Origin of the sequence: Cupriavidus sp. IDO (genome assembly GCF_000812465.1) — a bacterium.
Classification (GTDB): domain Bacteria; phylum Pseudomonadota; class Gammaproteobacteria; order Burkholderiales; family Burkholderiaceae; genus Cupriavidus.
This window is the reverse complement of the sequence record NZ_JWMA01000124.1, coordinates 1-22,697: the sequence shown is the minus strand read 5'-3', so window position 1 is coordinate 22,697 and position 22,697 is coordinate 1. Positions and strand designations below refer to the sequence as shown.

The following is a 22,697-nucleotide window of genomic DNA, read 5'->3' as shown; positions in this document are numbered from 1 at the left end:
CTCGGCGCCGGTCGGCGGGAAAAACAGAGCGAATTCAGGAGACAGCCATGACCCAACCGACACCTCGCATCAAGGTGGCGATCCTCGATGACTACCAGAACGTTGCGTTGACGATGGCCGATTGGTCACCACTGCGCGGTCTGGCTGATATCACGGTCTTTGATGACCACGTCGGTGACTCCGACGCACTGGTGGATCGTCTGCGGCCCTTTAATGTGCTTTGCGTGATGCGAGAACGCACGCCATTGCCGCGAGGAATCCTCGAAAGGTTACCCAACCTCAGGCTGATTGCTTCAACAGGCCCTGGGAACGCGTCTATCGATGAAGATGCAGCTGCGGAACTTGGCATTGAAGTTCGCCATACAGGCTACGAGTCGACTCCAACGATTGAGTTCACCTGGGCCCTGATTTTCGCGATGGTGCGCAACATTCCGCAGGAAAGACAGTCGGTGGCCAACGGCGGTTGGCAACTGTCGGTCGGTGAGGAACTTTCCGGGAAAACGCTTGGGTTGCTTGGTCTCGGCCGTGTTGGTTCGGCGGTCGCCAGGATCGCGGCGGCGTTTGGAATGAAAGTCATTGCGTGGAGCCAGAATCTGACGGCCGAACACGCCGCTGAGGTGGGCGCCCGGTTGGTTGGAAAAGATGAGATCTTTGCTTCATCAGACATTCTGTCCATTCACGTTCGGCTCAGCCAACGGACTCACCATTTGGTCGGCGCAACAGAGCTAGCAAAGATGAAATCGACAAGCCGGCTTGTCAACACGTCCCGCGGGCAGATTATCGATACAGCAGCGTTACTCGATGCGCTTAAAGCAGGGAAGATCGCGGGAGCTGCACTTGACGTATTCGACGCCGAGCCGTTGCCCAATCCGCATCCACTTCGGAATCTGCCGAACGTGCTTGCTACTCCGCACGTAGGCTATGTGTCGAAGGAACTGTATCGAACCTTCTACGGCGACACCGTGCAAAACATCGTCAACTGGCTGCAGTCGGCGAGCATTGCGACCGGCGCCCCCGGCGCGGCGCTGTAAGGTCTCTTTTACGGGCGGGCGGGCGTTGCCACCTCGCAGGTTGCCCCGTGGCAGAGAGCGGCACTAGCCCGTGTTCTTTTCCGATCCGATTGGACAGCGACTTGCCGCCGTTCGACGTCTAGTTACAGGAGTACAGCAATGAAACGAATGACAGCCGTGGACGGCCTGCCGACCAGCTACCTTACGGCAGGAGAAGGTAATTTCCCCGCTCATACTGCTCCATGGCACTTACTGGAGCCGCGCTTGGCAGCCAGTGCGGGAAGATCTCGCGGCCGCGGAGCTCCGCCCGATTACGCGTCATAAGTTCTGACATGCTGTTGTTGTCGTTTCGGCGGCTGGTGAGTACAGCAATTGCTTGCTGGGAGCTGTTGGCGGCGGCGATTCTGGTCGGCGTCGCCGTCTCACTGTACGCGTGCGGGATGTCAATCGCGCACGCGGGAATGCTCGTGTATTTTGGCGTTCTCCCGTGGGGGCTGCTGCTCGTTTCACCGTTGGTCGGCGGCCTGTGCGCATGGGTGACGCGCCGTTGGTTCGTTGGTGCCGAAGGAAGCGGTGTCCCTCAGGCGATCGCAGCGCTCCGTGGTGATTCCACGCCGGGCCGGGAGCTGCTTGGCTGGCGCCTGCTGCTTGGCAAGATCGGGATATCATTGGTGGCGACAGCAGCCGGCTTTCCCATCGGCCGGCAGGGGCCCAGCATTTACCTTGGCGCCGTGATCATGCACAAGCTTGGCGCCTTCCTGCCGCAACCGAACAGTGCTGCTGACATGGAAGCGCGCGAGCGGGCAATTATCGTGATCGGAAGTGCGGCGGGACTTGCCGCGGCATTCCGCACCCCTTTGGGCGGCTTCGTATTTGCGTTGGAGCAACTGCTGACGCGAAAAAAGCTCCATTGGCGAATATTGGCTGCGCTCGCGATTGCAACTTTTGCGGCTCCCGCTATCCCCTTCGTCGGGTCTGGGGGGGGTGTCGTCCCAAGGGTTTCTTCTAGTCTATTCCAGGATGGGTTGTTCGCTTCCATCGTTTTGGCGGGAGCTGTGACCGGCCTGGCTGGCGGCTCCTTTGCCTGGATGCTGATATATGCGATGCGCTGGCTGCCCGCGTCACTGGTCCAGCTTCGGGCGAGGCGTCCGGCGGTCTTTGGTGCCCTATGTGGATTGCTAGTGGCTGTTATGGCAATGACAACCTCCGGTACCAGCCTACTGGGCGTTGAACAAGTGGTGAGCGGAATTCTGGAGGGTAGGGCAGCTTCCCCCGGGGATCCCTTGGCTAGGGGCCTCGCGTTGCTCGCCACGTGTGTTGCTGGCATTCCTGGGGGCATCTTCGTCCCGTCGCTGGCGATCGGCGCAGGCATTGGCGGCCTACTTCACGAATTTGTGGGTGCCGTCGATATCAGGGTACTTTTGGCGATCTCCATGGCCGGCTATTTCGCCGCAGTTACACGTAGCCCGCTCACCGCATGCGTGGTTGTTGCGGAACTGTCCGGCTCGCTTCAGATTCTCCTCCCAGCTCTCGCCACCTGCCTTATTGCCGGATGGGTGTCCAGAAATTTGGCGCCGCCACTTTATCACGCACTGTCCATCCCCTATGGGAATGTGCCCGGCGTGGCAGGTTGTCTAGGGACGCGGACCTGGACTCTTTAGCTGAAAATGGGCGTGGTTGGCAGGTGTGCGCAGGCTGTCGATGGTTTGCGGCTTGAAGGCGCGCCGTTTGGGACTTTCACGGTCCTGCGCGGCAGGTCGTTGACCTCGCTATCGCATCGGCTCTCGCGCGTGAGTTCACCGGTCAGGGGAACGTCAAAGCGCGTTCGTCAACCCGACGTGTCAAAGCCTTGCGCTGCCTTGCGATTAGGCATCCTTCAATCCTCAGCTGCGACAGAGGCGCGTCCTACGCGAGGATGTCGATCGTCGCCCTCCTTGTGCGGCAACTCCGGCTGCGGATTCCCGCCTGGGCGTCGCCCGACGAGCCGGCGGGATCAGCTCTCTATCGGTGTCACCCTGAGGGCAGTACGCTGTGAATGCGCCGCGGCACAGGTTTCAGTGCGCGGCACGAATGAAGTAAGACCAGGAGCGGCTTCTGTGGGCTCGAGCCGAACGGCACGTTGCTATTAGGCAACCGATAACCTGCGATATCGATGACGTGCGGGTGGCGGCAAGACCTTGGGAGTTCCGGAGCCTGTTTCCAAAGTGTGTGGAGGGAATTCCGGGGAGGACGCCAAGCGCCGGATCGCCCGTTGTCGACATTGTCGGGCCCGCTGGGGAGTTGATAAAAAGGGGGAGCTTGCCCCTGTGACTCGCCAGAGGAAGGAGACCTGGGCGCAGCGCACTTCCTTGGCAGAGGCCTTCTGGCCTCTCCCTTAGGAGAGAGGCCATTCGAGCATGGCTCTTTACGACGCCATCGGCAGCTTCGGAGCAGCCGGGAAGTCCACCGGCACTTGCGTGGTGGCGTGCAGATAGTTCGTGACGGTCTTGTCGCCGATGACGACAATGGCATCCACCAGATTGGCCTTGTTCCAGCCGGCGGCGAAGAACGCGTCCACCAGTGCAGGGGAGGCTTGGCCGCGGTTTTCTGCAATATTGCGAGTCAGACGCGCCAGCGAGTCCAACTTTCTGTCGAAGCTCGCGGAGCCAACGCGAATTTCGAGGATTTGCTCGTCCGTGAAGCCATTCATCTTGCCGAGGGCGGTATGTGCCGCAAGGCAGTACTCGCACTTGTTGACCTGGCTAACGACCAGATTCACTACTTCGCGAGCCTTACCCGTGATGCTGCTGCTGCCATTCTGAAACGCCAGGTAGTTGCCAAGCGCATGCTCCGAGTGAGCAAGCGTTGCATACAGATTCGGCACCATACCCAGTGTGCTTTTGAGGTTATCGAAGATTGCTTGGTTGGCCGGGGACACTTCTTCGCGAGTCGGTACGTTGATTCTGGTCATGATTGACCTCCTTTAGGGATGGGTGGGTAAACAGTTGCGCTGCGCAAGGTAGCTGCCATCAACGTCGTTGCGTTACCTGTCAGGCAGCGCGCCTCGGGCGCAATCGTCTAACACAGCGCTCTGCATGGGCTCATCGCGCAGAGCGGCGAGGTGCTTGTGGCCCCCGCTTCAATCGCTCGCCTTTCCGGCACGGCGACGTATGTGTGGTAGAAGTATGGTTGATTCCGGGCGGGAGATTAAGACGGGGTACGCTCATATTAATAATTCCTGCGGGGAATAAATATGGACAAGTTACAAGCGATGCAGACGTTCGTCCGTGTCGTGGAAGCAGGGAGCTTTTCGGCGGTTGCGCACGAGGCTAACGTGACGCAAGGTGCCGTCAGCAAGCAGGTGGCAGCGCTCGAAGCTGACCTGGGTGCTAAGCTGTTGACGCGCACGACCCGTTCACTTGCGCTCACGGATGAGGGCGAGCGTTACTTCGAGCAGGTACGTCGATTGGTGGCAGAGATCGCCGAGGCCGAGGGCGCACTTCGCTCCGGCGAACAACAACATTCCGGCTGGCTGCGCGTTGCCGCGTCGGTCGGCTTCGGCCGGCGCAAGCTGATGCCGGTCGTGCAGGCGTTCCTGGCGAAACACCGTAACGTAAAGATCGACCTACGGCTGCACGACGGCTTCATCGACCTCGTCGGGCTTGGGATCGATGTGGCTGTGCACATCGGCGAGCTATCGGATAGCAGTTTGGTGGCCAGACGTGTTGGGACGACACATCGGATGCTTGTGGCGCACCGCAAATAGTTGCGCAGCCTTCCACCGGGGCTCAATCCACCAGGTGCGCCTGAAGACCTCGCGGCGCACAACTGTATGGTGTATACGGAGACGCTGTCTCGCAACGCGTGGAATTTCGTTGCCGCTGCCGGTTCGAAAGAGCCAGCCGGCACCTCGCGCGTGGTGCGAGTGCAGGGCAATCTGCAGACCAACAGCAGCGAGGTCATGCGTGCATCCCTCCTGGCAGGGATGGGTATTGGTTACGCACCGACTTGGCTGTTTGACGCGGAACTCTCAAGCGGAGAATTGCGCCGCGGTTCGCCGTCACCGGCGGTCGGCAGCGACCGTCGGACGTTCATTGGAAATCAAGCGACTAAGGCAGCGGTGCCATGAGGTCGCTTTCATTCGCCAAACCGAACTGGCCCGGACTCCGGCGGGATATCTACTCGACGCTCCGTACTGGGGCAAGGGCAAGACGCGGAACCCCACGCACCCGCTAAGAGGGGTCTCTGCGAGATTCAAGCCGGGACGAAACGCGTAGGCTGCGCTGGCGCAGCTTTTGCGTGCAAGTTTCGCTCGTGTCGGTGGCGAGAAGCCTATCCGAAAATAGAAGTGCAAACTGATTCTGATACGCTTTCAAGCGCAGCCATCGCATGAACCGAATTCCCAACTTTTAGTCGAGACGGGGCGACCGAACACAAGCTGTCCCTCTACCTGCCATCCGGACAGGAATAAATCGACGCCGACGCCTTGACGCTACTCGTTGAACTCGCCTTCGCGGTTGAGACCCGCTCGCATGTCGCGCGCTCGAGCAGCTGTGTACGGTGCGCTAACTCAAGTTTGACGACCAGCGCTGGTCGCCGCCGACGACAAATTGAGCTTGCTGCCGCCCTACGAGAGACTGCCGAGATCCGCCTCCCTCGAGCAGGTCGCGCGTGTACGGCAGCCTCGTGCGGGGTGCTTACGCGATAGCCCCGCCTCCATCGACAAGTACCGTCGACCCGGTAGCGTACGGGTTGGACGCAAGATACAGGATGGCATTGGCAACGTCTTCGGGCTGGCCAACCCGCCGTGCCGGCAGCCGCGCCGCAGCACCTTCAAACATCTTTTCCCGCGCACCTTCATCGAGCTTTGACCAAAGTTCGGTCGCAATCAGACCCGGCGAAACCGTATTCACGCGAACCGGCGAGAGCTCCAGCGCCAGGCCGCGGCCGAGCGAATCGAGCGCGGCGTTGATCGCCCCTTGCAACACGGAGGCTTTGCTGGGGCGCACGGAAAGAAATCCTGATACCAGCGTGAGGGAGCCCCCGTCGCGAACTCGGGCGGCGCGGGCCACGCGATATGCGCCCCAGAACTTGCTGTCCATCGCGCGATATGCGTCGGCCAAGTCGAGGCCGCGTACAGGTCCGGTCGCCGTTTGCGCTGCTGAGATTACGACATGGTCGAACGGATCCGAAGCGTTGAAGAACGCTTGAACACTCGCGTCGTCGGTGATGTCCAGGGCGGCGGTCTTGGCGTTTGGGCCGAGGGTGCGGGCAGCAGCATCGAGCTTGCCAGCATTACGCGACGCGATCGTCACCTGCGCGCCTTGCTGCGCGAAAGCCCTCGCGGCGGCGGCACCAATGCCCGAGCTGCCGCCGATGACCAATACATTAGTATCACTGAAACTCATGATTCAACCTCCCTAGATGGTTACTGCCCATTGAACCTGCAACATCCCTCCTGCCTCCGCTCACTTCGCGAGAGCGCAAAGCACCAGCATGACTCTGCCCGCGAGAACCACTGGCAGCGCAGATCTGCCTGCCGTATTTCCTACGGCTCCAATAAAACGCCCCACCCCCATGCCAGCCCGACAGCGCCTATCTGCTGTCGTCCCGGGAAACCAGTAGTACGCGCGATGGCGGCGCGCAGACGACGGGCGCACTTACCTTCGTCTTCTTCAGTCGAGTGCATTGACGGCAGAATTTGGCGGTGATCTTACACGTGAGTCAGAAATCGTGCGGGACTCTAGGCCGGTAGAAGCTTCCTTGCTTCATACGGGCGCTGGGCACGCTTCTTGGAGTCAATCCAACAAGAGAAGTCTGGCGCATCGCGCCAAAAGGCCGCGCTGAGCCAGGATCCTCCTTAATCATCACGGACCTTGCGAGGAGAATGTTCGCGGGGGACAGCGTAGACTAGATCCTCATGCCGCATGAGGACCGTACCAAGGGGCCTTAGTGGGAAGCCCTTCCATGGTATTTAATGAAATTGGCCCGCTGCACGGTGTAGCGAATTCAGTACGTTCGGACATTGGAGAGCATGATGCAAACGAATCTGGATAACTATTTCACGGCCTACCGCTGCCTGAAGTTGACGCGGGATGGGGACGGAGTGCTGGTCGTGCAGTTCCATAGCAATGGGGGCCCACTCACGTTCACGGCGGAGGCCCACACGGAGGTTGTCGATGCCTTCTACCGAATTTCGCAGGATAGGGCGAACAAGATCGTCATTCTCACAGGTGCGGGCGGAGATTTCATGATCGGGGTTGACTGGGCGTCTTTCAAGGACGTTTCCGACCCCAGCGTTTGGAGTCAGATCCATGACGAAGGCGTTCAGGTCCTGGAAAACATAGCAAATATCCGCGTGCCAGTCATCGCGGCCATCGAGGGGCGTGCCCATATCCACTCGGAGTATGTTCTGCTGGCCAACGTCATCGTCGCAGCGGAAGGCGCGACCTTCCAGGACATGGGCCACTATGCTGCGGGAGTTGTGCCTGGCGACGGCATCTTTACCACCTGGAGCTATCGCGCGGGAGCGGGACGGGCGGAAGCTTTCCTGCTCAACGCACAGACGATTACGGCGGCCGTAGCACGCGAATGGGGAGTGGTTGCTGAGGTCGTGCCAAACGGCAGTGCGCTTGGCCGCGCACAGGAATTGGCGACGCAGTATTTGAAAGCGCCAGAAGTAGCACGCCGCAATACGCGCGTGCACTTTATTTGGCCCTTGAAGCAACGCATCGTGCAAGAGGTTGGCTATGGGTTGTCGCTCGAAGGCGCCTCCGCAGCCGCTCTTGTGAAAGCAATGCAGGCGAGGAGCTGATTGCTATAGGCGGCTCCCAACAAATAGCGAAAATCCGAGAAGGCGGGTTGCGTCGACTGGCATCGTTGTGACGCGCATGCCAGGGCCTGGGATTGATCCTGACTATGCCCGCGGGCTTCGGCCAAGCGCTCGATATCGATCGAACTCGCGACGGCCAGGCCCGCCGAGCAACTCGTTGCGAGCGATGCCGCGATGCCGACAGGGCTGGCGCCGCCACCAGACCTCGGTGCTCCCGCCAAACGCGGACGCGGCGTGCGATCTGGAGTGTCGGCTGATCGGCACGAGACCGGCATACGCGGCAAGACGTGCGGCCGGGGAAAGATAAGGTGATGCCGCCAGAGCGGCGGCCAGTGGCCCCGTTGCCGGGCAGCGCGGCTCTCATTTGACGAGTGAGCAACTCATAATTGCTCGGCGCGCAATGCAGACATCGACGAGCGCTCACGCATTCGCGAACTGCGTGACAGGAGGACCCTGCGCACTGGACAGCAAACGTGTCTGTCTGGCCAGTTCGGCGGAGATCAAGGATGCTTTGGCGTGGATAATGAATATCGTAGCGGTTCGAGCCGCCTTCGATCCAGCGAAGGTCGCGCGGGGCCGGGAAATGGCACACTAAATCACCAGCGATCGGGTTACTCACGCTGGCAGGGCATGCATGGCTTTCTGATTATCACTGCTCTCCGAGCACCGCGAGGGTATCTTGAGTCCCAAACAGCTAACTATTCTCGACAAGCTCGCCCATGGGTGTCGACTGCGCATTGTGCGCGGCGTGTTCCGCCGGCAACCGGTGCACGCCATATTATGCTCCGTACATAACGACGCCCCGGAGGTGGTAATCCCTTGGTGGCGCATCGAGAAGCTGTTAAATAGCGGCATGATTCGCACAGACATCGGGAATATCCCCATCAGACGCGGCAAGATCAAGGCGATGCGCGATGGCGCTCCCAAGGACTTGCTGATCACGGTCGAGCGGACCAAGGTCCAGTTTCTGGCGCGGGTCGAACATCCGTTCCACGTCATAAAGAATCTGTTTGGGCATCGCGAGGTTTGCTATATAGGCATGTTCAAGGAAGCGGCACAATTGTTCAGCCTGTTTGGTCTGGCGAATCTGGTGCTCGCCAGGAAGCGGTTGTTGGCCCCACAGGGCCGCAATTCGTCCCGAGCGCGCAAAGTGCGCAGGAAGGGTGCAAAGCGCGGCAAATGCCGTCCTGATTTGGCCTTTTTCTCTCAGATCACGAAAGCCAAGGCCGGGCTTACCTGCGTCGCCGCTCGCCGACCTCACCGACCAGCGTTTCCCCAACTTTCCCGCGGCCGGCCAATGCGTTTTGTCTAGCGCCGCCGTACACCGCCACTTAGCCGCTTCCCGAGCTACTCGAAGTCGCCAGGGCAAGCGCCGGGAAACCACGGGCTCGCCTGCAGTGTTCGACGGGGTCTTTCAGGTTCACGCCTGCATAGGGCCAAAACGTGGCAGCGATGCCTGAGGCCGGCACTCTCTGCCTGTCAGTCATCGAACAGGATGTGTTTCGCCAGCTAGAATCAGTGAAGCCTAGGAAGCGGTACCTCTTGCTTTACTGCTTCCTCGGCGACCTGTACCACTAGTCGACGCCCCTCGCGGACGGCGGACGAGTGGCATCGAACGCGGCGTTTCCGATCCGCAACATCGCGGCTGTATGCTCGTCAATTCGGCGCTTGATGCACGATCGCCGCCAACTCTGGATCATCGGCAGATGCGGCCATCGAGATCAAGCAGCTCCTCAATGCCTTCGATCGCAAGACCGCCACTGGCAAGCGCGACTACGCGATCACCCGCTGTCTGCTGGACCTGGGCCTGCGTCGCGCAGAAGTGGCACACCTGCAACTGAACGATGTGGACTGGCGGGCCGGCACGTTGAGCATTCACGGCAAGGGCAAGCGGGTCGACATCCTGCCACTTCCACGGTCGACAGGCCAGGCGATTGCAGATTATCTGCGCCACGACCGTCCCACGACGACTCGCCGCGAGCTGTTCGTGCGCCATCGCCCACCAGTCAATGCAGCGGCAGGTCTGGATATCGTTCGCAACGCAGGCTACGCCGCCAAACGCTGCGACCTGCAACAGCGCATTCGGGGTACGCATATTTTCAGACGTACCGCGGCCTGCCGCATGGTGCAAGGTGGCGCGCCGTTCAAGGAGATCGCTGACCTGCTGCGCCACCGCCACCTCGATACGACGACGATCTACGCCAAGGTCGATCTGCCTTCGCTCCGACGCGTAGCCTTTCCATGGCCCGGGAGGCGATCATGAACACTCATAGCAAGCTCGCGAGATGGATCGACGATTACCTGGCCAATCGCAGACAAGCAGGCTTTGCACTGGGCGTCGAAGGTGAGCAGCTCAAGCGATTTGCGCGCTTTGCCGAGCAAGCGGGCCATCATGGTCCGCTGACGGTGCGGCTCGCCGTCCAGTGGGCAAGCAGTTCCCGCGAGGGCAAGCCGCTGACAGCCGCGCGCCGCATCGAGGTAATCCGACCGTTCGCCTCATATTGTCAGCAGTTCGATCCGGCAACGGAGATTCCACCGCGATGGCTTTTAGGGCGCGCGCATCGTCGGCTGACGCCATATATTTTCACGCAGGACGAGATTCTCGATCTGTTGGCTGCCTGCGATCAGTTGTATCCGCCCGGGGGACTGCGCGGCGCCAGTTGTGCGACGATTTTTGGACTGATCGCTGCAACCGGCCTGCGCATCTCGGAGGCAACAGGCCTGATCCGTTCGGATGTCGATCTTGATCAACGGTTGCCGCACATCCGTTGCGCAAAGTTTGGCAAATCGCGCTGGGTACCGTTGCATGCCACCACAGCAGAAGCATTGCGCTGCTATGTTCAAAAGCGCGACCTCGATCCCTTGGCCGCTGACACCGATGCATTTTTTCTGTTCGATTACGGTCGACGTGCTTCGACCAGAAGTGTTGAGTATGCCTTCAGGTTACTGCGCACAGCATTGAAGTGGCGTGCCCCTGGCGGGCATCACGCACCACGCCTGCATGACCTTCGACATTCGTTCGTCTCTCATCGCCTGCAGGACTGGTACGCCCGGGGTCTGGACATCGATCGCAGCATTCTTGCCCTGTCTACCTATATCGGACATGCCAAAGTCACGGACACGTACTGGTACGTGACAGCGACGCCAGAGCTGCTGGCGATTGCAGCGCAGCGCTTTGTACGCTGCTACGGAGATGCATCGTGAGCCATTCAACCATGCAGTCTTTTCCCGCCCTGTTGCAGAAGTTCTTTACGCAACGTCTGCTACAGCAGCGGCACGCAAGCCCACGCACTGTGGCCGCCTACCGGGACAGCTTCCGGCTGCTGCTGGCCTTTGCTCATCGCCAATTGCACAAGCGGCCCAGTGATATCACGATTGAGGACCTGAACGCGTCGTTCATCCTCGATTTCCTCAGGTACCTCGAACAGGAGCGTCATAACTGCATCCGCAGCCGGAACGCGCGCTTCGCCGCCATCCGCTCCTTCATGGAGTATGTCTCGTTCGAAGAGCCTTCCGTCCTCGCGCTGACGCAATCGGTACTGGCGATTCCCATGAAGCGCTTCGAGCAGCCCCTCGTCGGCTTTCTATCACGGGAACATATTGAGGCGATTCTCGCCGCCCCGGATGCCAATACGTGGACAGGACAGCGCGATCGGGTAATGCTGGCAACGCTCTATAATACCGGGGTGCGCGTCTCGGAACTGATTGGCATGCGCGTGGCCGATCTCGTGCTTGAGCCTACCCCATGGGTTCGCATCCACGGCAAGGGTAGGAAAGAGCGATCAGTCCCGCTCTGGGCCGATACCGCCAAAGAACTCAAACGCTGGCTACGACAGTATCCCCGTGCGGCTGAGCAGCCGCTATTTCCGAGCCGAACCGGCAACCCGCTCACACGCATCGGCCTGACTGAACGATTGAAACTCGCGGCCCAAAGCGCAGCACACCAGTTCCCCGAGCTTGCCAGGCGCCGGATATTCCCTCACATGGTTCGACATTCCGTTGCGATGCATATGCTGCAAGCGGGCGTTGACATCACTGTCATCGCGTTATGGCTTGGACACGAAAGGCCCGTAACCACCACCCATCGCTATGTGGAGGCGGATCTGCAGATGAAGGAGCGTGCACTGAAGAGGCTTCAGGCGCCTTCGCATGCGCCTCTGCGATATCGCCCGACGGACGATGTACTTCGGTTCCTGCAGACCTTGTAATTATGGATGCCACGTAGCTGGCGAACGCGAGTCAAGGCACCGGAATCGAAGGCGTAAGTCGGCAAATGCAGCTTTACGGCAGTCGACCCTCCACGATGCCTTGCTCGAACCTTCCATAAATACAGACCGAGGATGGCTCCGGTTAGAGAAGGAATTCCATAAGAGATCCAACTGGCTCTTTGCGGGCTCGCTACGGGCTCGCTACGGGCGGGCCGTCGCGCTGCTGCGACCATGAGCCTCCTTCAGTCGGCCAGGCTGAACGATCACGATCCCTACGCCTATCTCAAAGGCGTTCTCGCACGACTGCCAACGCAGCCCGCAAGTCGCCTCGAGGAGCTTCTGCCACATCGCTGGCAACTCACCTCACAGTAACGCGGCGTTGCAGTCAAGACGGGATCACCGCGCGCTTACTCCCGAGTAGTAACGGCGCGCAGTGAACGTTGGCCAGTCGGTTGAACACTGAATGAAGGACAAGTGGGCCGATTATGTGGATGCTTCTTAGCGCCTCGCGCTACTAGGTGTGCACACCTGAAGCCCCAGGGCGCCACCCGTCGATGAGCCACCCCGCGTTTTGGCTGGGAGAAGGATGAGTAACGGACCCTTGATCGGTCCGCGCCAGGGCAACCTCGCCGGAATGTTCCGGAGTAGCGGAAAGGGGCTATGCCCCTGTCTCTCGCCCATGGACCTGTGGTTCGCGCGCGGTCATCAGCCAGTTTCGGAAGGCAAGGACGTGGGGTAGATTTGCCAGATTTGGCGGCACAAAGAGATGGTAAAACAGACCAGATCGCAAGGGGCTGTCAATCGCCAGTTGCAAAGATCCCTCGCGCAACTCGTCCTCGACCAGGAAACTCGGTACCAATCCAACTCCCATGCCCCCGACGACCGCTTGAATCAGGTGGGAGGTCAGTTCAAATTGTGGCCCAAGCCGCATGGCAGCATCAGGCAGGCCATGCGCTTGAAACCACTGTCGCCAAACGAATGGCCGCGCGGTCACTTGCAGTAGCAAATGGCGTGTGAGATCAATGGGCTCGTTTATTGGCTGACTCGCCGCTAGTGTTGGGCTAATCACGGGGAGGAGCCACTCCTCAATCAGCGGATAGGACTGTAGCCCAGGCCAATGGCCGTCTCCCACTCCAATTGCCACGTCCATGCCCGCGCGTTCCAGGTCAAACTGGCCAATGCGCACATGCATGTGGATGAAGATATCCGGGTGCTTCTGGTAAAATTCTTTGAGTCGCGGCAGGAGCCATTTGCTGGCGAACGTCGGGAGCGCAGCGAGATGGAGAATGCCACCGCCCGAGCGGAATGCCATGACCTGCAGCGAAGCATTTCGTACACGCTGCAGCGCTCCAGCCACCTCCCTAGCGTACAAGGCCCCAACCTCTGTTAACTCAATCTGCCGCTGGTCTCGGCGAAATAGAGTGACCTCGAGAAGCTCTTCCAGCGCCCTTACTTGTCGGCTGACAGCGCTTTGCGTAAGCGACAGCTCTTCTCCTGCACGGGTAAAGCTTAGGTGGCGAGCCGTCGCTTCAAACGCGACGAGCAATGACATGGAAGGGGTCAGTCTGCGAGGGTTCATTCAGGAAACTCATGCAAGAGCAGAGAAATTTACGCTTGCGGTGACAGTAATTCAATACGAGACTTGCCGCAAGCGTGGCTGGTGCATTCCTTACGCGAATGCGAGCGCGCCGGATATCCCGACAAAAGCGAGAACTACATGTCTATCGGAGACTCCGCACTGCAACAATCCGTTGCAATTTGCGACGGCTTCCCTCTCAGAGGAGACGCGCGTGATGTTCCCGGCTTCCAGCGCCGAGACACGGGATCTCGTCTCTTGCCTCGAAGCTCTGCTTTCGGGTAGTGCCCACGGTGAAAGGGGATCCCTGACGATCCGTTTGGCGCGAGGTGCGGCTGGGGGGCGCCGGATTCGCTGCGCTAGGTAAATGCGGACATCTCCCACGGGCTTGCGAGTTCGCCCGGACCTCGGTTCGTCCTTCACAACCATCCAGGCCGGCGGTGCCGCCGGCACGCATTTTCATTGGAGTGCAAACATGACTTTAAACGCGGCAATTGTTGGGCTTGGTTGGTGGGGGAAGCACATGTTGCAGCAGATGGCCGAGTCGCGAGACCTCAGGTTCAAGGTGGCGGTTGGTAGCCGAGAGGCTCATCGGGCGGTTGCTGACGAGCACGGCATTGCGTTCACCATGGACTATGAAGCGGTGCTGAGGGACGATCAAATTCAGGTGATCGTCTTAACGACACCGCATCACTTGCACGCCGAGCAGGTCATACAGGCTGCCGCTCACGGGAAGCACGTTTTCTGCGAAAAGCCCCTGGCTCTGAACGTAGCCGACGCAACTCGGTGTGCTGTCGCCTGCAAGCGGGCTGGAGTGGGACTAGGGATCGGCCACGAGCGTCGATTCGAACACGCCATTGCGAAACTCGTCTCACTCGCTAAATCCGGCGAACTGGGGACGATTGTTCACGCCGAAGGGAATTTCAGCCACGACAAATTGGTCGGCATAAGCACCGATAACTGGCGCTTCGCTGACAAACACATTGCGCCTGTGGCGATGACAGGGACTGGTGTCCATTTGACCGATCTGTTCCTGGATCTGCTTGGGAAAGCCTCTGAGGTCTATGCAACGTCGCCTCTCGTCGGTGGTGCCGATAGCAATACGATCTCACTGCAACTGCGTTTCGCGTCTGGGGCGACGGCCTACATGAACTCGGTTCTGGAAACGCCGCTCTATATGCGCTTTACGGTATATGGGTCGGCTGGGTGGGCCGAGGTGCGTAATCTTGCGCATCCCGACGCACGGGGGGCAAGTACGCTCGAAGTGAAGATGGCCAACGGCGATCAACACCTGATCACGTACGATTGGAACGACGCAGTGCGCGACAATTTAGAGGCCTTTAGTAGATCGCTTTCCGGTGGCGCGCCATACCCGATTCCAGCGGAGCAGATGATCGAGAACATCGCGGTTTTGGCTGCGACCGCGGAGTCGTTGGAGTCCCGTCGGCCGGTAGGGGTGTGAATCTGCGGTGCGTTTCAGTTCGGGAGGTCGACAGACCGCATTCTAGCGGCGCGGAGCTCAGGAGACATAGGGCTACTTGCAGCAGCGGGCGGAGGCAGCTGGGGCGTCTCCTCAACAGGCGACTCCTAGCACGGCCAGCTGCGGTGTGCCGTTGGTGATACAAAGCGCTGTGTTCAATGTGGCCTAGACAGCGTCGGATTGCTACAGTGGATTCTGGCGTCCCATTCGGGGCAGCCATTAGCATCTTCGGACACCATGAGGTCTTCCGCGCGGAGTGGCGAAATGGACGCGTCAGACAAAGGCGATAAGAAACCCGGGGACGATAGATGGGGCCAGAGATTCCCCGTTCTCACAGAGGGGCAGATCACCCGCATCCTACGCTATGGCACCGTGCAAAGGTTCCCTAGTGGATATGTCCTTTTCCGGCAAGGCGACAGGAATATACCCACATATGTCGTGCTTAGCGGCTCTCTTCAAGTCGAGCGCGGTAACGTCATCGATTCCCGCAGTCTGGGCCAGCGCGGTCCCGGGATGTTCACCGGGGACGTTGGTTCACTCGTGGGGCGCGCCGCCGTCGCGACAGTTCGCGTAGAGACGGACTCGGAGCTGCTAGTCATCGACCCGGAGGGAATCCGGACGTTGGTGATTTCGGAGGCGGACCTGAGCGAAATTATCATGCGGGCGTTCATCCTCCGCCGCGTCGCCTTCATCGAGGACGAAGCGTCGGGCGGTGTCGTCGTCATTGCCTCGAAGCAGACTGCCGGAGCCCTGAGTCTCAGGGAATTCCTGTCGCGCAACAGTTATCCCGCGTTGTGTCTGGATACGGACCGGCACCCCGAAGCCCATACGTTAATGGAGCGTTTCCATATCGCGCCTGACGATTTACCCGCGGTCATCACCCCTAAGGCTGAGGTATTGCGCCGACCGACGATCCGGGCGCTTGCCGACGCCGTTGGTTTGAGTCCCGGCCCGTTGCAGGGTCGGCGCTTCGATCTGGCTGTTGTCGGAGCCGGTCCTGCCGGATTGGCCGCAGCGGTGTATGGAGCATCTGAAGGTCTTCGCTCGGTAGTCCTCGATGCAACCGCACCTGGAGGACAAGCCGGAACAAGTTCGAAGATCGAGAACTACTTTGGGTTTCCGACGGGGATATCAGGAAGGGCGCTTGCCGGTAGGGGGCTGGCGCAATCGCGGAAATTCGGCGTGGAAGTGGCGGTACCGGTATCCGTCACTGCACTGCGGACAAAGGACAGGGAATTTGTCCTTGAGATGGACAATGGCGAATGCATTGAAGCACGCGCCGTGGTGATCGCCACAGGTGCCCGCTACAGGAAGCCAGACCTGGTAAACCTGGGGGACTATGAAGGAAGGGGCATCTACTATAACGCATCATTCACAGAAGCTACCTATTGCGGAGGTGAGGAAGTCATCGTTGTCGGGGGGGGGAACTCGGCCGGCCAAGCGGCAGTGTTCCTCTCGGAGCATGCCCGGCACGTGCACATGCTCGTCCGGTCGCGAGGACTAGCGGCGAGTATGTCGCATTACCTGATCCAGCGCATCAATGCCTCCCCCAACATCACCCTTCACGCCGAAACGGAAATCAAGGCGCTTCTTGGCCAAGGGCGGTTGGAGGCCGTGCAGTGTAGCGACACACGTGGCGCCATTCGTACCTTCGATATAGCCCATGTCTTCTTGTTTTTGGGGGCGGAGCCCTGTACAGGTTGGCTGGGAGGTTGCGTTGCTCTGGACGACAAGGCGTTTGTGCTCACCGGGACTCATGTTCCCATGGACCGCTGGAAGCTTGGGCGGCCAGTTTTTCCAATGGAGACCAGCTTGCCGGGCGTGTTCGCAGTTGGTGACGTAAGAAGCGGCTCGGTCAAACGGGTGGCCGCCGCGGTTGGTGAGGGCGCCGCCGCAGTGCAGGCGCTTCACCAGTATTTCGCGTAGTCCCGGGTTGCGCAGAAGCTCACGTCGAGGTCACGAACGAAACCATCGTATGGGTAGCGGTCCAGTGCTGGCTGGCGTAGCATCCGCTGGCTCGTCGAGACGAGTAGTCCTTCCCTCAACTTCAGGCCCGTCCCCGCCACGGGCCTTTTTCTGCTGAATTTCTGTACAGGCGCTACGTGAAGCTACCGTTTGAGCGTGCGGTACGTCTGGAAGGCCTAGCGGGCCGCAATCGAAATCGCAATCAGCTAACAATGTGACGGCGCCAGGTCTTGGCGCCGTCCAACGCGGATCTGAGAGCGGCTAATCCACCGCCGAAGCTTGTCGCGGAGATGGCGGTCGTCGTCTTACGCCATTCTGAATTTCAGGCGCTGCAGACGTGCTGGTGTCGAGCCTAAACCGAAGTTTGAGGGCCTGAAACGCAGCTAAGCAAGAGATGGCGCGCCTTTGCGCCCATTTTGGGTCCTATTTGTACCCATGTAAATCGTTCAATGTTTGGTGAGATTTGCCTTGAATTAATTGCGGGCCTCGTTGGCTATGCTTTAGCCCATGTATATCGAGACCGTCCCCAATCGAAACTCCCCGCCCGCGATCCTCCTGCGTGAGGGCTATCGTGAGGGCGGCAAGGTCGTCAAACGCACTCTCGCCAATCTGTCCCACTGGGATCCGCAACTCATTGAACACTTCCGCATCTTGCTCAAGGGCGGCATCGCCGTTGAGTCAGCCCAGGCGCCGATGAGCATTGAGCGGTCGCTGCCGCATGGCCATGTGGCCGCCGTGCTGGGCATCGCCCGGCGCTGCGGCCTGGCCAAACTACTCGACCCGGCGCCCGCCCCGGTACGCTCACTGGTGCTGGCCTTGGTGGTGGCGCGCGTGTTGGCACCGGGCTCCAAGCTCGCCACCTGGCGCATGTTGCAGCCGCAGTGTGCAACGCATTCGCTGTCGCAGGTGCTGGGACTTGGCGCGTTCGAGGTCGAGCGGCTCTACGCCGCGCTGGACTGGCTCGGCGAAGCGCAGCCGCGCATCGAAAGCAGCCTCGCCCGCCAGCATCTGAGCGACGGCGTGCTGGTGCTCTATGACCTCACCTCGACATGGGTCACCGGCCGGCACTGCGCGCTTGCCCGCTACGGCTACTCGCGCGACGGCAAGCGCGATGACCCGCAGATCGTATTTGGCTTGCTGTGCGCCGCCGACGGGTGTCCGGTGGCGGTCGAGGTGTTTGCCGGCAACACCGCCGATCCGGCCACGCTGGCGGCGCAGATCAGCAAGCTCAAGCAACGCTTTGGCCTGTCTCAGGTGGTGTGGGTGGGCGATCGCGGCATGATTACCGCCGCGCGAATCGAGCAGGTGCTGCGCCCGGCCGGCATGAGCTGGATCACCGCCCTGCGCTCGCCGCAGATCGCCGAGTTGATCGAGGAGCGCGGCCCTTGGCAGCCCTCGCTGTTCGAGGAGCGCGGCCTGATCGCATTGGACAGCACGCGCTATCCGGGCGAGCGGCTGCTGGTCTGCCGCAACCCGGCGTTGGCCGAGGAGCGCGCCAGAAAGCGCGCCGAACTGCTGGCGGCCACCGAAGTGGAGCTGGCCGCGATCGCGCAGGCAACCGAGCGCGCCCGCAATCGCCTGCGCGGCCAAGACAAGATTGGCTTGCGCGTGGGTCGCGTGATCGAGCGCTATCGGATGGCCAAGCACTTTGAGCTGGACATCACCGAGACGAGCTTTACGTTCACCCGCAAGCAAGAGCAGATCGATGCCGAGATCGCTCTCGATGGACTCTACGTGCTGCGGACCAATGTGCCGAGTGAACGGCTATCCGACACCCAGACGGTCCTGGCCTACAAGAGCCTGGCGCAGGTCGAGCGCGCCTTCCGCTCGATGAAGACGGTCGATCTGCAGGTGCGTCCGATCTATCACTTCAGCGAGTCGCGCGTGCGCGCGCACGTGTTTCTATGCATGCTGGCCTACTACGTCGAGTGGCATCTGCGCCAAGCGCTTAAGCCGCTGCTCCATGACGATGAGGACCTGGCAACGCTGCGTGATCAACGTGCCAATCCGGTCATGCCGACGCCGCGCTCGGAGGGGGCTGACGCCAAAGCCGCACGCCACCGGACCGACGACGACCTGCCCGCGCATAGCCTGCAGACGCTGCTGCAGGACCTCGCCACGTTGACCTATAACATCACCTCGACCTCGGTCAACCCACAGACCAAGATCGTCATCACGACCCGTCCCACGCCGTTGCAGCGCAAAGCCTTTGCGCTGCTCGGCATCGACCCCGGCTGTTCCCAGTAGCCAACCCCCTGCCGCTTGAAAATCTCTCGGCGCTTCAACAAGTTAGCTTGGTCTCCGAGCCAAACTTCGGGCTAGCGGCCAAGCTTGCCAGGCCGTGACCTCTTCCATCACCGCATCGGTCACCGAACTGATGAACTCCGGCGAGACCTCGGTACCGTACTGCTCGGCCAGAAACGCCTGGATCTCGCGCACGGGCGGCGCTGTACGTGAGCCTGGGCGTGTGTAGCTGTTCTGGAGCCGCGCCGGCCATCGCACCGCTGAGTGTGATTGCTAGTCGGGAGCGGGCCAAAAAGCTTTATAAGGTGAGCGCGTTATCTCGGTTTTGGAACGGGCGTGCTCGACAGTGATGTCCTATTTCCGCAGCGGCAAGCCTACCTTGGGTATTTCGCCAGCTGCGGATTAGAGAGTCGCCGTCCACACGGACGAACATTCGGCTGGGATCAGGGAGTCGTGCCAGACGAACTTACAACGGCTTTCTCGGTCACGACCAGATGGCGCTCGCTTCGAACACCGCCTGCGGTGGCGACGACGTCAATATCAGACTAGTGGGCCACCCATGTCGACGTCATGCTGGCCAATGCTTGCCGTCAGGCCATCTCGATTGCTGATGCGCTCACGGTCGGTGTACCCGTCGCGATTGCTAATGCGTGCGCCACCCATGTAGACGTCACGCTGGCCAATGCCCGCCGTCAGGCCATCTCGACTGCTGATGCGCTCACGGTCGGTGTACCCGTCGCGATTGCTAATGCGTGCGCCACCCACATAGACGTCATGCTGGCCAATGCTTGCCGTCAGGCCATCTCGATTGCTGATGCGTTCACGGTCGGTGTACCCGTCGCGATTGCTTATGCGTGCGCCACCCACATAGACGTCATGCTGGCCAATGCTTGCCGTCAGGCCATCTCGATTGCTGATGCGTTCACCGTCAGTGTACCCGTCGCGATTACTAATTCGGGCGCCCCTGGTAAAAGTGCTTCGCTGATCGTTGACGCGGTGAATGAAGCCATAAGGTTCTCCGGATTGTTGCGGGTTAGCCTGGGCAATGCTCGCAAAGAGGGAGGCGGCAATGGCTGCGGCGGTCAGAATGGTGTTGGCGCTCATGGTGTGTTCCTTAGAATGGGCCGATCGATCATGGTTTGGGTTGTCGGCTGCGGATCAATGACTGTATGTACATGGCAGTTCTTCCTCCCACCCGGTCTGTGTTTAGTTATCTACAGATGGTAGATTTAAGGGTGAAACAAACCGCTTCCGGTACTGATGAACTGCGAGGCTAGGAGGACCGTTCCGCCTTACCGTCGTTGCGTGGCACAGCGTTGCCGTCCATGGCTTCAGTATTGTCTATCAAGCGATAGATACACAAGGACGAAAACGATTCCGCCGCGGAATAAGTACTATGCCGTTGCTACACCCTCTTCCAGACGTACCGCGTAGGTATATTCCTGCCGCGCGTTACTTGCGAGGCCTAAAGGTCGGCAGTTATCGCAGCGTCGTGGCCAGATCCGGGATGTGGTCGACTCAATTGGTCGATGGTTTTGATCCGGACAAGAGTGCGGTGGCCTGGGCGGCCCTCATCTCCGAATGCATTGAAAGCAATTCGCTCACGTATGGCGGTGCGATTGGCGACTGTATCGATCGATGGTTTCGTGGCCCCGGAGGGTATGCGAAGTTTCGCCATTCCCAGGAGCCATCGCCGCCGACTCCCGGATCGGCGGGGAGGTCGCGCCGACCGCACCACACTGCGCGCCGGAAGGCTGGTCGTGAAAATACGTACGCCGATCGCGATATGATGACGGCACAGTGTCTCAAACAGCTACAGATATCCCGTTCGGGCCGCAGCCGTGCCTGTGGCAGCGTTCGACAATCGCGAGACGGTCTGGTTCGCTAAGCCAGTGCCATGCCTTGTACTCTGGACCGCCACAACATGGGCTCCATTCAATAGGGGATCAGGCTTTCCACGCGAAGAGAAGGAATGGCTAATCATGGAAGGCAACCGGTCGAACGAATAGCAGCGAAGGCTCGATGCAAATCGACCTTGCGGCTCACCTTGCTGGTGCGTCACCTCGCACGGGAGTAGGTCCGGGCGAATCTGTGTCGATCTCCCCCGGTGTCGACGGTCAGACGGAGCGGAGGCAAGGTAGAGCTTTGACAACTTTATTAAAGCCACGGCTTCAATCGGTGCACCGTCAGGGATATCGCACACGGACACCCGACGTGTGTACATCCCGAAGCCCGGCAAGCAGGAGAAGCGCCCACTAATCGGCATTTGCGCTGCTCAGGGTCGAAAGTTTATTGCCGAAACGGTAGCGCTCTTAGTACGGTCTATGGATGCCGACAGCGCGCGAGCCGGCGCGTTCTATTGCCGGCCGGTGCCTGTGAGCAGCCTTGCCATTGGCCGCCCCGGCACAGATAGTGACCGCAGCAAAAGAACGAGCGGCGAGGGCATGCGATCTTCGCATTGATATCGCCGGGAACCAAGGCGGCAAGTCAGAGCGGCGTCGCAGAAAGAAGGTGCGCGCTCTACGGCCCATGCACGGAAGATCCGGCGGGGAAAATCCTGTTCCGCCGCCGAACTCGAGGATGGCTTTCTGGCCAGGGAGCTCGCCGCTGCCTGCTAGCACCGCACCTCATGACGGCTATCGGACTGAATCAGGCCGCCTTGAGTTCGCCATGGCTCGGATAATCAGTGTAGCCGCGAGCGTCACCACAATAAAACGTAGATCGGTCGTATGTGGCAAGAGGTACACCGTTTCTCAGACGCTCAGGGAGGTCAGGATTCGAGATAAACAGGCGACCGAATGCAACAAGGTCGGCCCCGCCGTTGGCGACAACACGCTCTGCGGTCTCCGCGGTGTATCCGCCGGCGACCATCAAGACGCCATTAAACCAGCGGCGGACGTCGGCGGACGAGACAGCAGAATTCTGTTCACCGATATCAACGATGCCACGCACCCGAGGCTCGATGACGTGTAGGTACGCGAGTTCGTAGTTGTTCAGACGTTCAGCAACGCATTGGAACGTCGCGTGGGGATCGCTGTCCGACATCGTGCCATACGTTCCGCTAGCCGACAGCCGAACCGCAACCATATTCGCTCCCCAGACAGAAACTACGGCATCGAGCGTATCAAAAAGGAAACGCGCCCGGTTTTCAATCGGCCCGCCGTAGGAGTCGGTACGATGATTTGTGCCATCGAGCAGGAATTGCTCGAACAGGTAGCCGTTTGCTGCGTGCAGCTCAACTCCGTCGAATCCCGCTTCCTTTGCGAGGATCGCGCTGCGCCGGAACTGTTCCACGATATCGGGAATCTAGTGCAGCGTTCCATTCTGTTTGGAACTTAAGCGGCGGTTGGCGCGAATGACTTTCTGCAAGATGTCGCGAGCGCTCTTGGTCCAGATGAACGGC

General features: G+C 60.1%; 14 protein-coding genes and 4 pseudogenes. 12 read left to right on the top strand and 6 right to left on the bottom strand.

What is annotated here, in order from left to right:
- The first annotated feature begins 47 nt into the window (after positions 1 to 47).
- Together RM96_RS27875 and RM96_RS27870 are read left to right on the top strand one after the other, a co-directional pair.
- Positions 48 to 1,031 carry a D-2-hydroxyacid dehydrogenase family protein gene (locus RM96_RS27875; protein WP_039014970.1) on the top strand — a complete coding sequence of 328 codons (984 nt, stop codon included), beginning with the start codon at positions 48 to 50 and terminating at the stop codon, positions 1,029 to 1,031.
- Positions 1,032 to 1,342: 311 nt separating this feature from the next.
- The gene (locus RM96_RS27870) at positions 1,343 to 2,671 is read left to right on the top strand and encodes a chloride channel protein (RefSeq protein WP_193752534.1); all 1,329 of its coding nucleotides are present in this window, start codon (positions 1,343 to 1,345) and stop codon (positions 2,669 to 2,671) included.
- Between the two features lie 743 nt (positions 2,672 to 3,414).
- On the opposite strand, the gene RM96_RS27865 is transcribed toward RM96_RS27870, so the two are convergent.
- On the bottom strand, positions 3,415 to 3,960 hold the full coding sequence (locus RM96_RS27865; protein ID WP_039014969.1) for a carboxymuconolactone decarboxylase family protein: 546 nt from the start codon (positions 3,958 to 3,960) through the stop codon (positions 3,415 to 3,417).
- Positions 3,961 to 4,242: 282 nt separating this feature from the next.
- Here RM96_RS27865 and RM96_RS37760 point away from each other — a divergent pair.
- Positions 4,243 to 5,118 (top strand): annotated as a pseudogene (locus tag RM96_RS37760) (LysR family transcriptional regulator).
- Positions 5,119 to 5,686: 568 nt separating this feature from the next.
- On the opposite strand, the gene RM96_RS27855 reads toward RM96_RS37760, so the two are convergent.
- Positions 5,687 to 6,397, bottom strand: coding sequence for an SDR family oxidoreductase (locus tag RM96_RS27855; protein ID WP_039014968.1), 711 nt, complete (start codon positions 6,395 to 6,397; stop codon positions 5,687 to 5,689).
- A gap of 626 nt (positions 6,398 to 7,023) precedes the next feature.
- Here RM96_RS27855 and RM96_RS27850 point away from each other — a divergent pair.
- From RM96_RS27850 to RM96_RS37750, 6 genes and pseudogenes are all read left to right on the top strand, one after another.
- The gene (locus tag RM96_RS27850) at positions 7,024 to 7,803 is read left to right on the top strand and encodes an enoyl-CoA hydratase/isomerase family protein (protein ID WP_238587445.1); all 780 of its coding nucleotides are present in this window, start codon (positions 7,024 to 7,026) and stop codon (positions 7,801 to 7,803) included.
- 892 nt (positions 7,804 to 8,695) lie between these two features.
- Positions 8,696 to 8,959 (top strand): annotated as a pseudogene (locus tag RM96_RS40985) (IS5/IS1182 family transposase); the annotation flags it as partial.
- A 540-nt stretch (positions 8,960 to 9,499) separates the two neighbouring features.
- Positions 9,500 to 10,084 carry a tyrosine-type recombinase/integrase gene (locus RM96_RS40980; RefSeq protein ID WP_082016739.1) on the top strand — a complete coding sequence of 195 codons (585 nt, stop codon included), beginning with the start codon at positions 9,500 to 9,502 and terminating at the stop codon, positions 10,082 to 10,084.
- On the top strand, positions 10,081 to 11,025 hold the full coding sequence (locus RM96_RS27835) for a tyrosine-type recombinase/integrase (RefSeq protein ID WP_039014965.1): 945 nt from the start codon (positions 10,081 to 10,083) through the stop codon (positions 11,023 to 11,025). Before RM96_RS40980 ends, RM96_RS27835 begins: the two co-directional genes overlap by 4 nt.
- Positions 11,022 to 12,029, top strand: a complete 1,008-nt coding sequence (locus tag RM96_RS27830; RefSeq protein ID WP_338011438.1) for a tyrosine-type recombinase/integrase — start codon at positions 11,022 to 11,024, stop codon at positions 12,027 to 12,029. The genes RM96_RS27835 and RM96_RS27830 overlap by 4 nt, the downstream gene beginning before the upstream one ends.
- Positions 12,030 to 12,192: 163 nt before the next feature.
- Positions 12,193 to 12,401: pseudogene (locus tag RM96_RS37750) on the top strand (transposase domain-containing protein); the annotation flags it as partial.
- 286 nt (positions 12,402 to 12,687) lie between these two features.
- Here RM96_RS37750 and RM96_RS27825 read toward each other — a convergent pair.
- A complete protein-coding gene (locus tag RM96_RS27825; protein WP_338011437.1) occupies positions 12,688 to 13,581 on the bottom strand; it encodes a LysR substrate-binding domain-containing protein in 894 nt (297 codons plus the stop codon).
- A gap of 499 nt (positions 13,582 to 14,080) precedes the next feature.
- On the opposite strand from RM96_RS27825, the gene RM96_RS27820 reads away from it, so the two are divergent.
- The 3 genes from RM96_RS27820 to RM96_RS27810 all read left to right on the top strand — a co-directional run bounded on the left by RM96_RS27820 (position 14,081) and on the right by RM96_RS27810 (position 19,297).
- A complete protein-coding gene (locus tag RM96_RS27820; RefSeq protein ID WP_052279781.1) occupies positions 14,081 to 15,067 on the top strand; it encodes a Gfo/Idh/MocA family protein in 987 nt (328 codons plus the stop codon).
- Positions 15,068 to 15,349: 282 nt separating this feature from the next.
- The gene (locus RM96_RS27815) at positions 15,350 to 17,011 is read left to right on the top strand and encodes an FAD-dependent oxidoreductase (RefSeq protein WP_039014963.1); all 1,662 of its coding nucleotides are present in this window, start codon (positions 15,350 to 15,352) and stop codon (positions 17,009 to 17,011) included.
- Between the two features lie 546 nt (positions 17,012 to 17,557).
- Positions 17,558 to 19,297 (top strand): IS1634 family transposase, encoded by a 1,740-nt coding sequence (locus RM96_RS27810; protein ID WP_039014962.1) that lies wholly within the window; start codon positions 17,558 to 17,560, stop codon positions 19,295 to 19,297.
- 72 nt (positions 19,298 to 19,369) lie between these two features.
- Here RM96_RS27810 and RM96_RS38950 read toward each other — a convergent pair.
- From RM96_RS38950 to RM96_RS27800, 3 genes and pseudogenes are all read right to left on the bottom strand, one after another.
- Positions 19,370 to 19,489: pseudogene (locus RM96_RS38950) on the bottom strand (transposase); the annotation flags it as partial.
- Between the two features lie 345 nt (positions 19,490 to 19,834).
- On the bottom strand, positions 19,835 to 20,398 hold the full coding sequence (locus RM96_RS27805; RefSeq protein ID WP_052279780.1) for a hypothetical protein: 564 nt from the start codon (positions 20,396 to 20,398) through the stop codon (positions 19,835 to 19,837).
- A gap of 1,545 nt (positions 20,399 to 21,943) precedes the next feature.
- A complete protein-coding gene (locus tag RM96_RS27800; RefSeq protein WP_238587443.1) occupies positions 21,944 to 22,588 on the bottom strand; it encodes an oxidoreductase in 645 nt (214 codons plus the stop codon).
- Between the last annotated feature and the right edge of the window lie 109 nt (positions 22,589 to 22,697).

Excerpts from the sequence above, each read along its gene's own strand:
- RM96_RS27870 (WP_193752534.1), top strand. The coding sequence starts at position 1,343 with ATGCTGTTGTTGTCGTTTCGGCGGCTGGTGAGTACAGCAATTGCTTGC.
- RM96_RS27855 (WP_039014968.1), bottom strand. The coding sequence starts at position 6,397 with ATGAGTTTCAGTGATACTAATGTATTGGTCATCGGCGGCAGCTCGGGC.
- RM96_RS27815 (WP_039014963.1), top strand. The coding sequence starts at position 15,350 with ATGGACGCGTCAGACAAAGGCGATAAGAAACCCGGGGACGATAGATGG.
- RM96_RS27865 (WP_039014969.1), bottom strand. The coding sequence starts at position 3,960 with ATGACCAGAATCAACGTACCGACTCGCGAAGAAGTGTCCCCGGCCAAC.
- RM96_RS27850 (WP_238587445.1), top strand. The coding sequence starts at position 7,024 with ATGATGCAAACGAATCTGGATAACTATTTCACGGCCTACCGCTGCCTG.
- RM96_RS27820 (WP_052279781.1), top strand. The coding sequence starts at position 14,081 with ATGACTTTAAACGCGGCAATTGTTGGGCTTGGTTGGTGGGGGAAGCAC.
- RM96_RS27825 (WP_338011437.1), bottom strand. The coding sequence starts at position 13,581 with ATGTCATTGCTCGTCGCGTTTGAAGCGACGGCTCGCCACCTAAGCTTT.
- RM96_RS27810 (WP_039014962.1), top strand. The coding sequence starts at position 17,558 with ATGTATATCGAGACCGTCCCCAATCGAAACTCCCCGCCCGCGATCCTC.
- RM96_RS27835 (WP_039014965.1), top strand. The coding sequence starts at position 10,081 with ATGAACACTCATAGCAAGCTCGCGAGATGGATCGACGATTACCTGGCC.
- RM96_RS27875 (WP_039014970.1), top strand. The coding sequence starts at position 48 with ATGACCCAACCGACACCTCGCATCAAGGTGGCGATCCTCGATGACTAC.
- RM96_RS27805 (WP_052279780.1), bottom strand. The coding sequence starts at position 20,398 with ATGAGCGCCAACACCATTCTGACCGCCGCAGCCATTGCCGCCTCCCTC.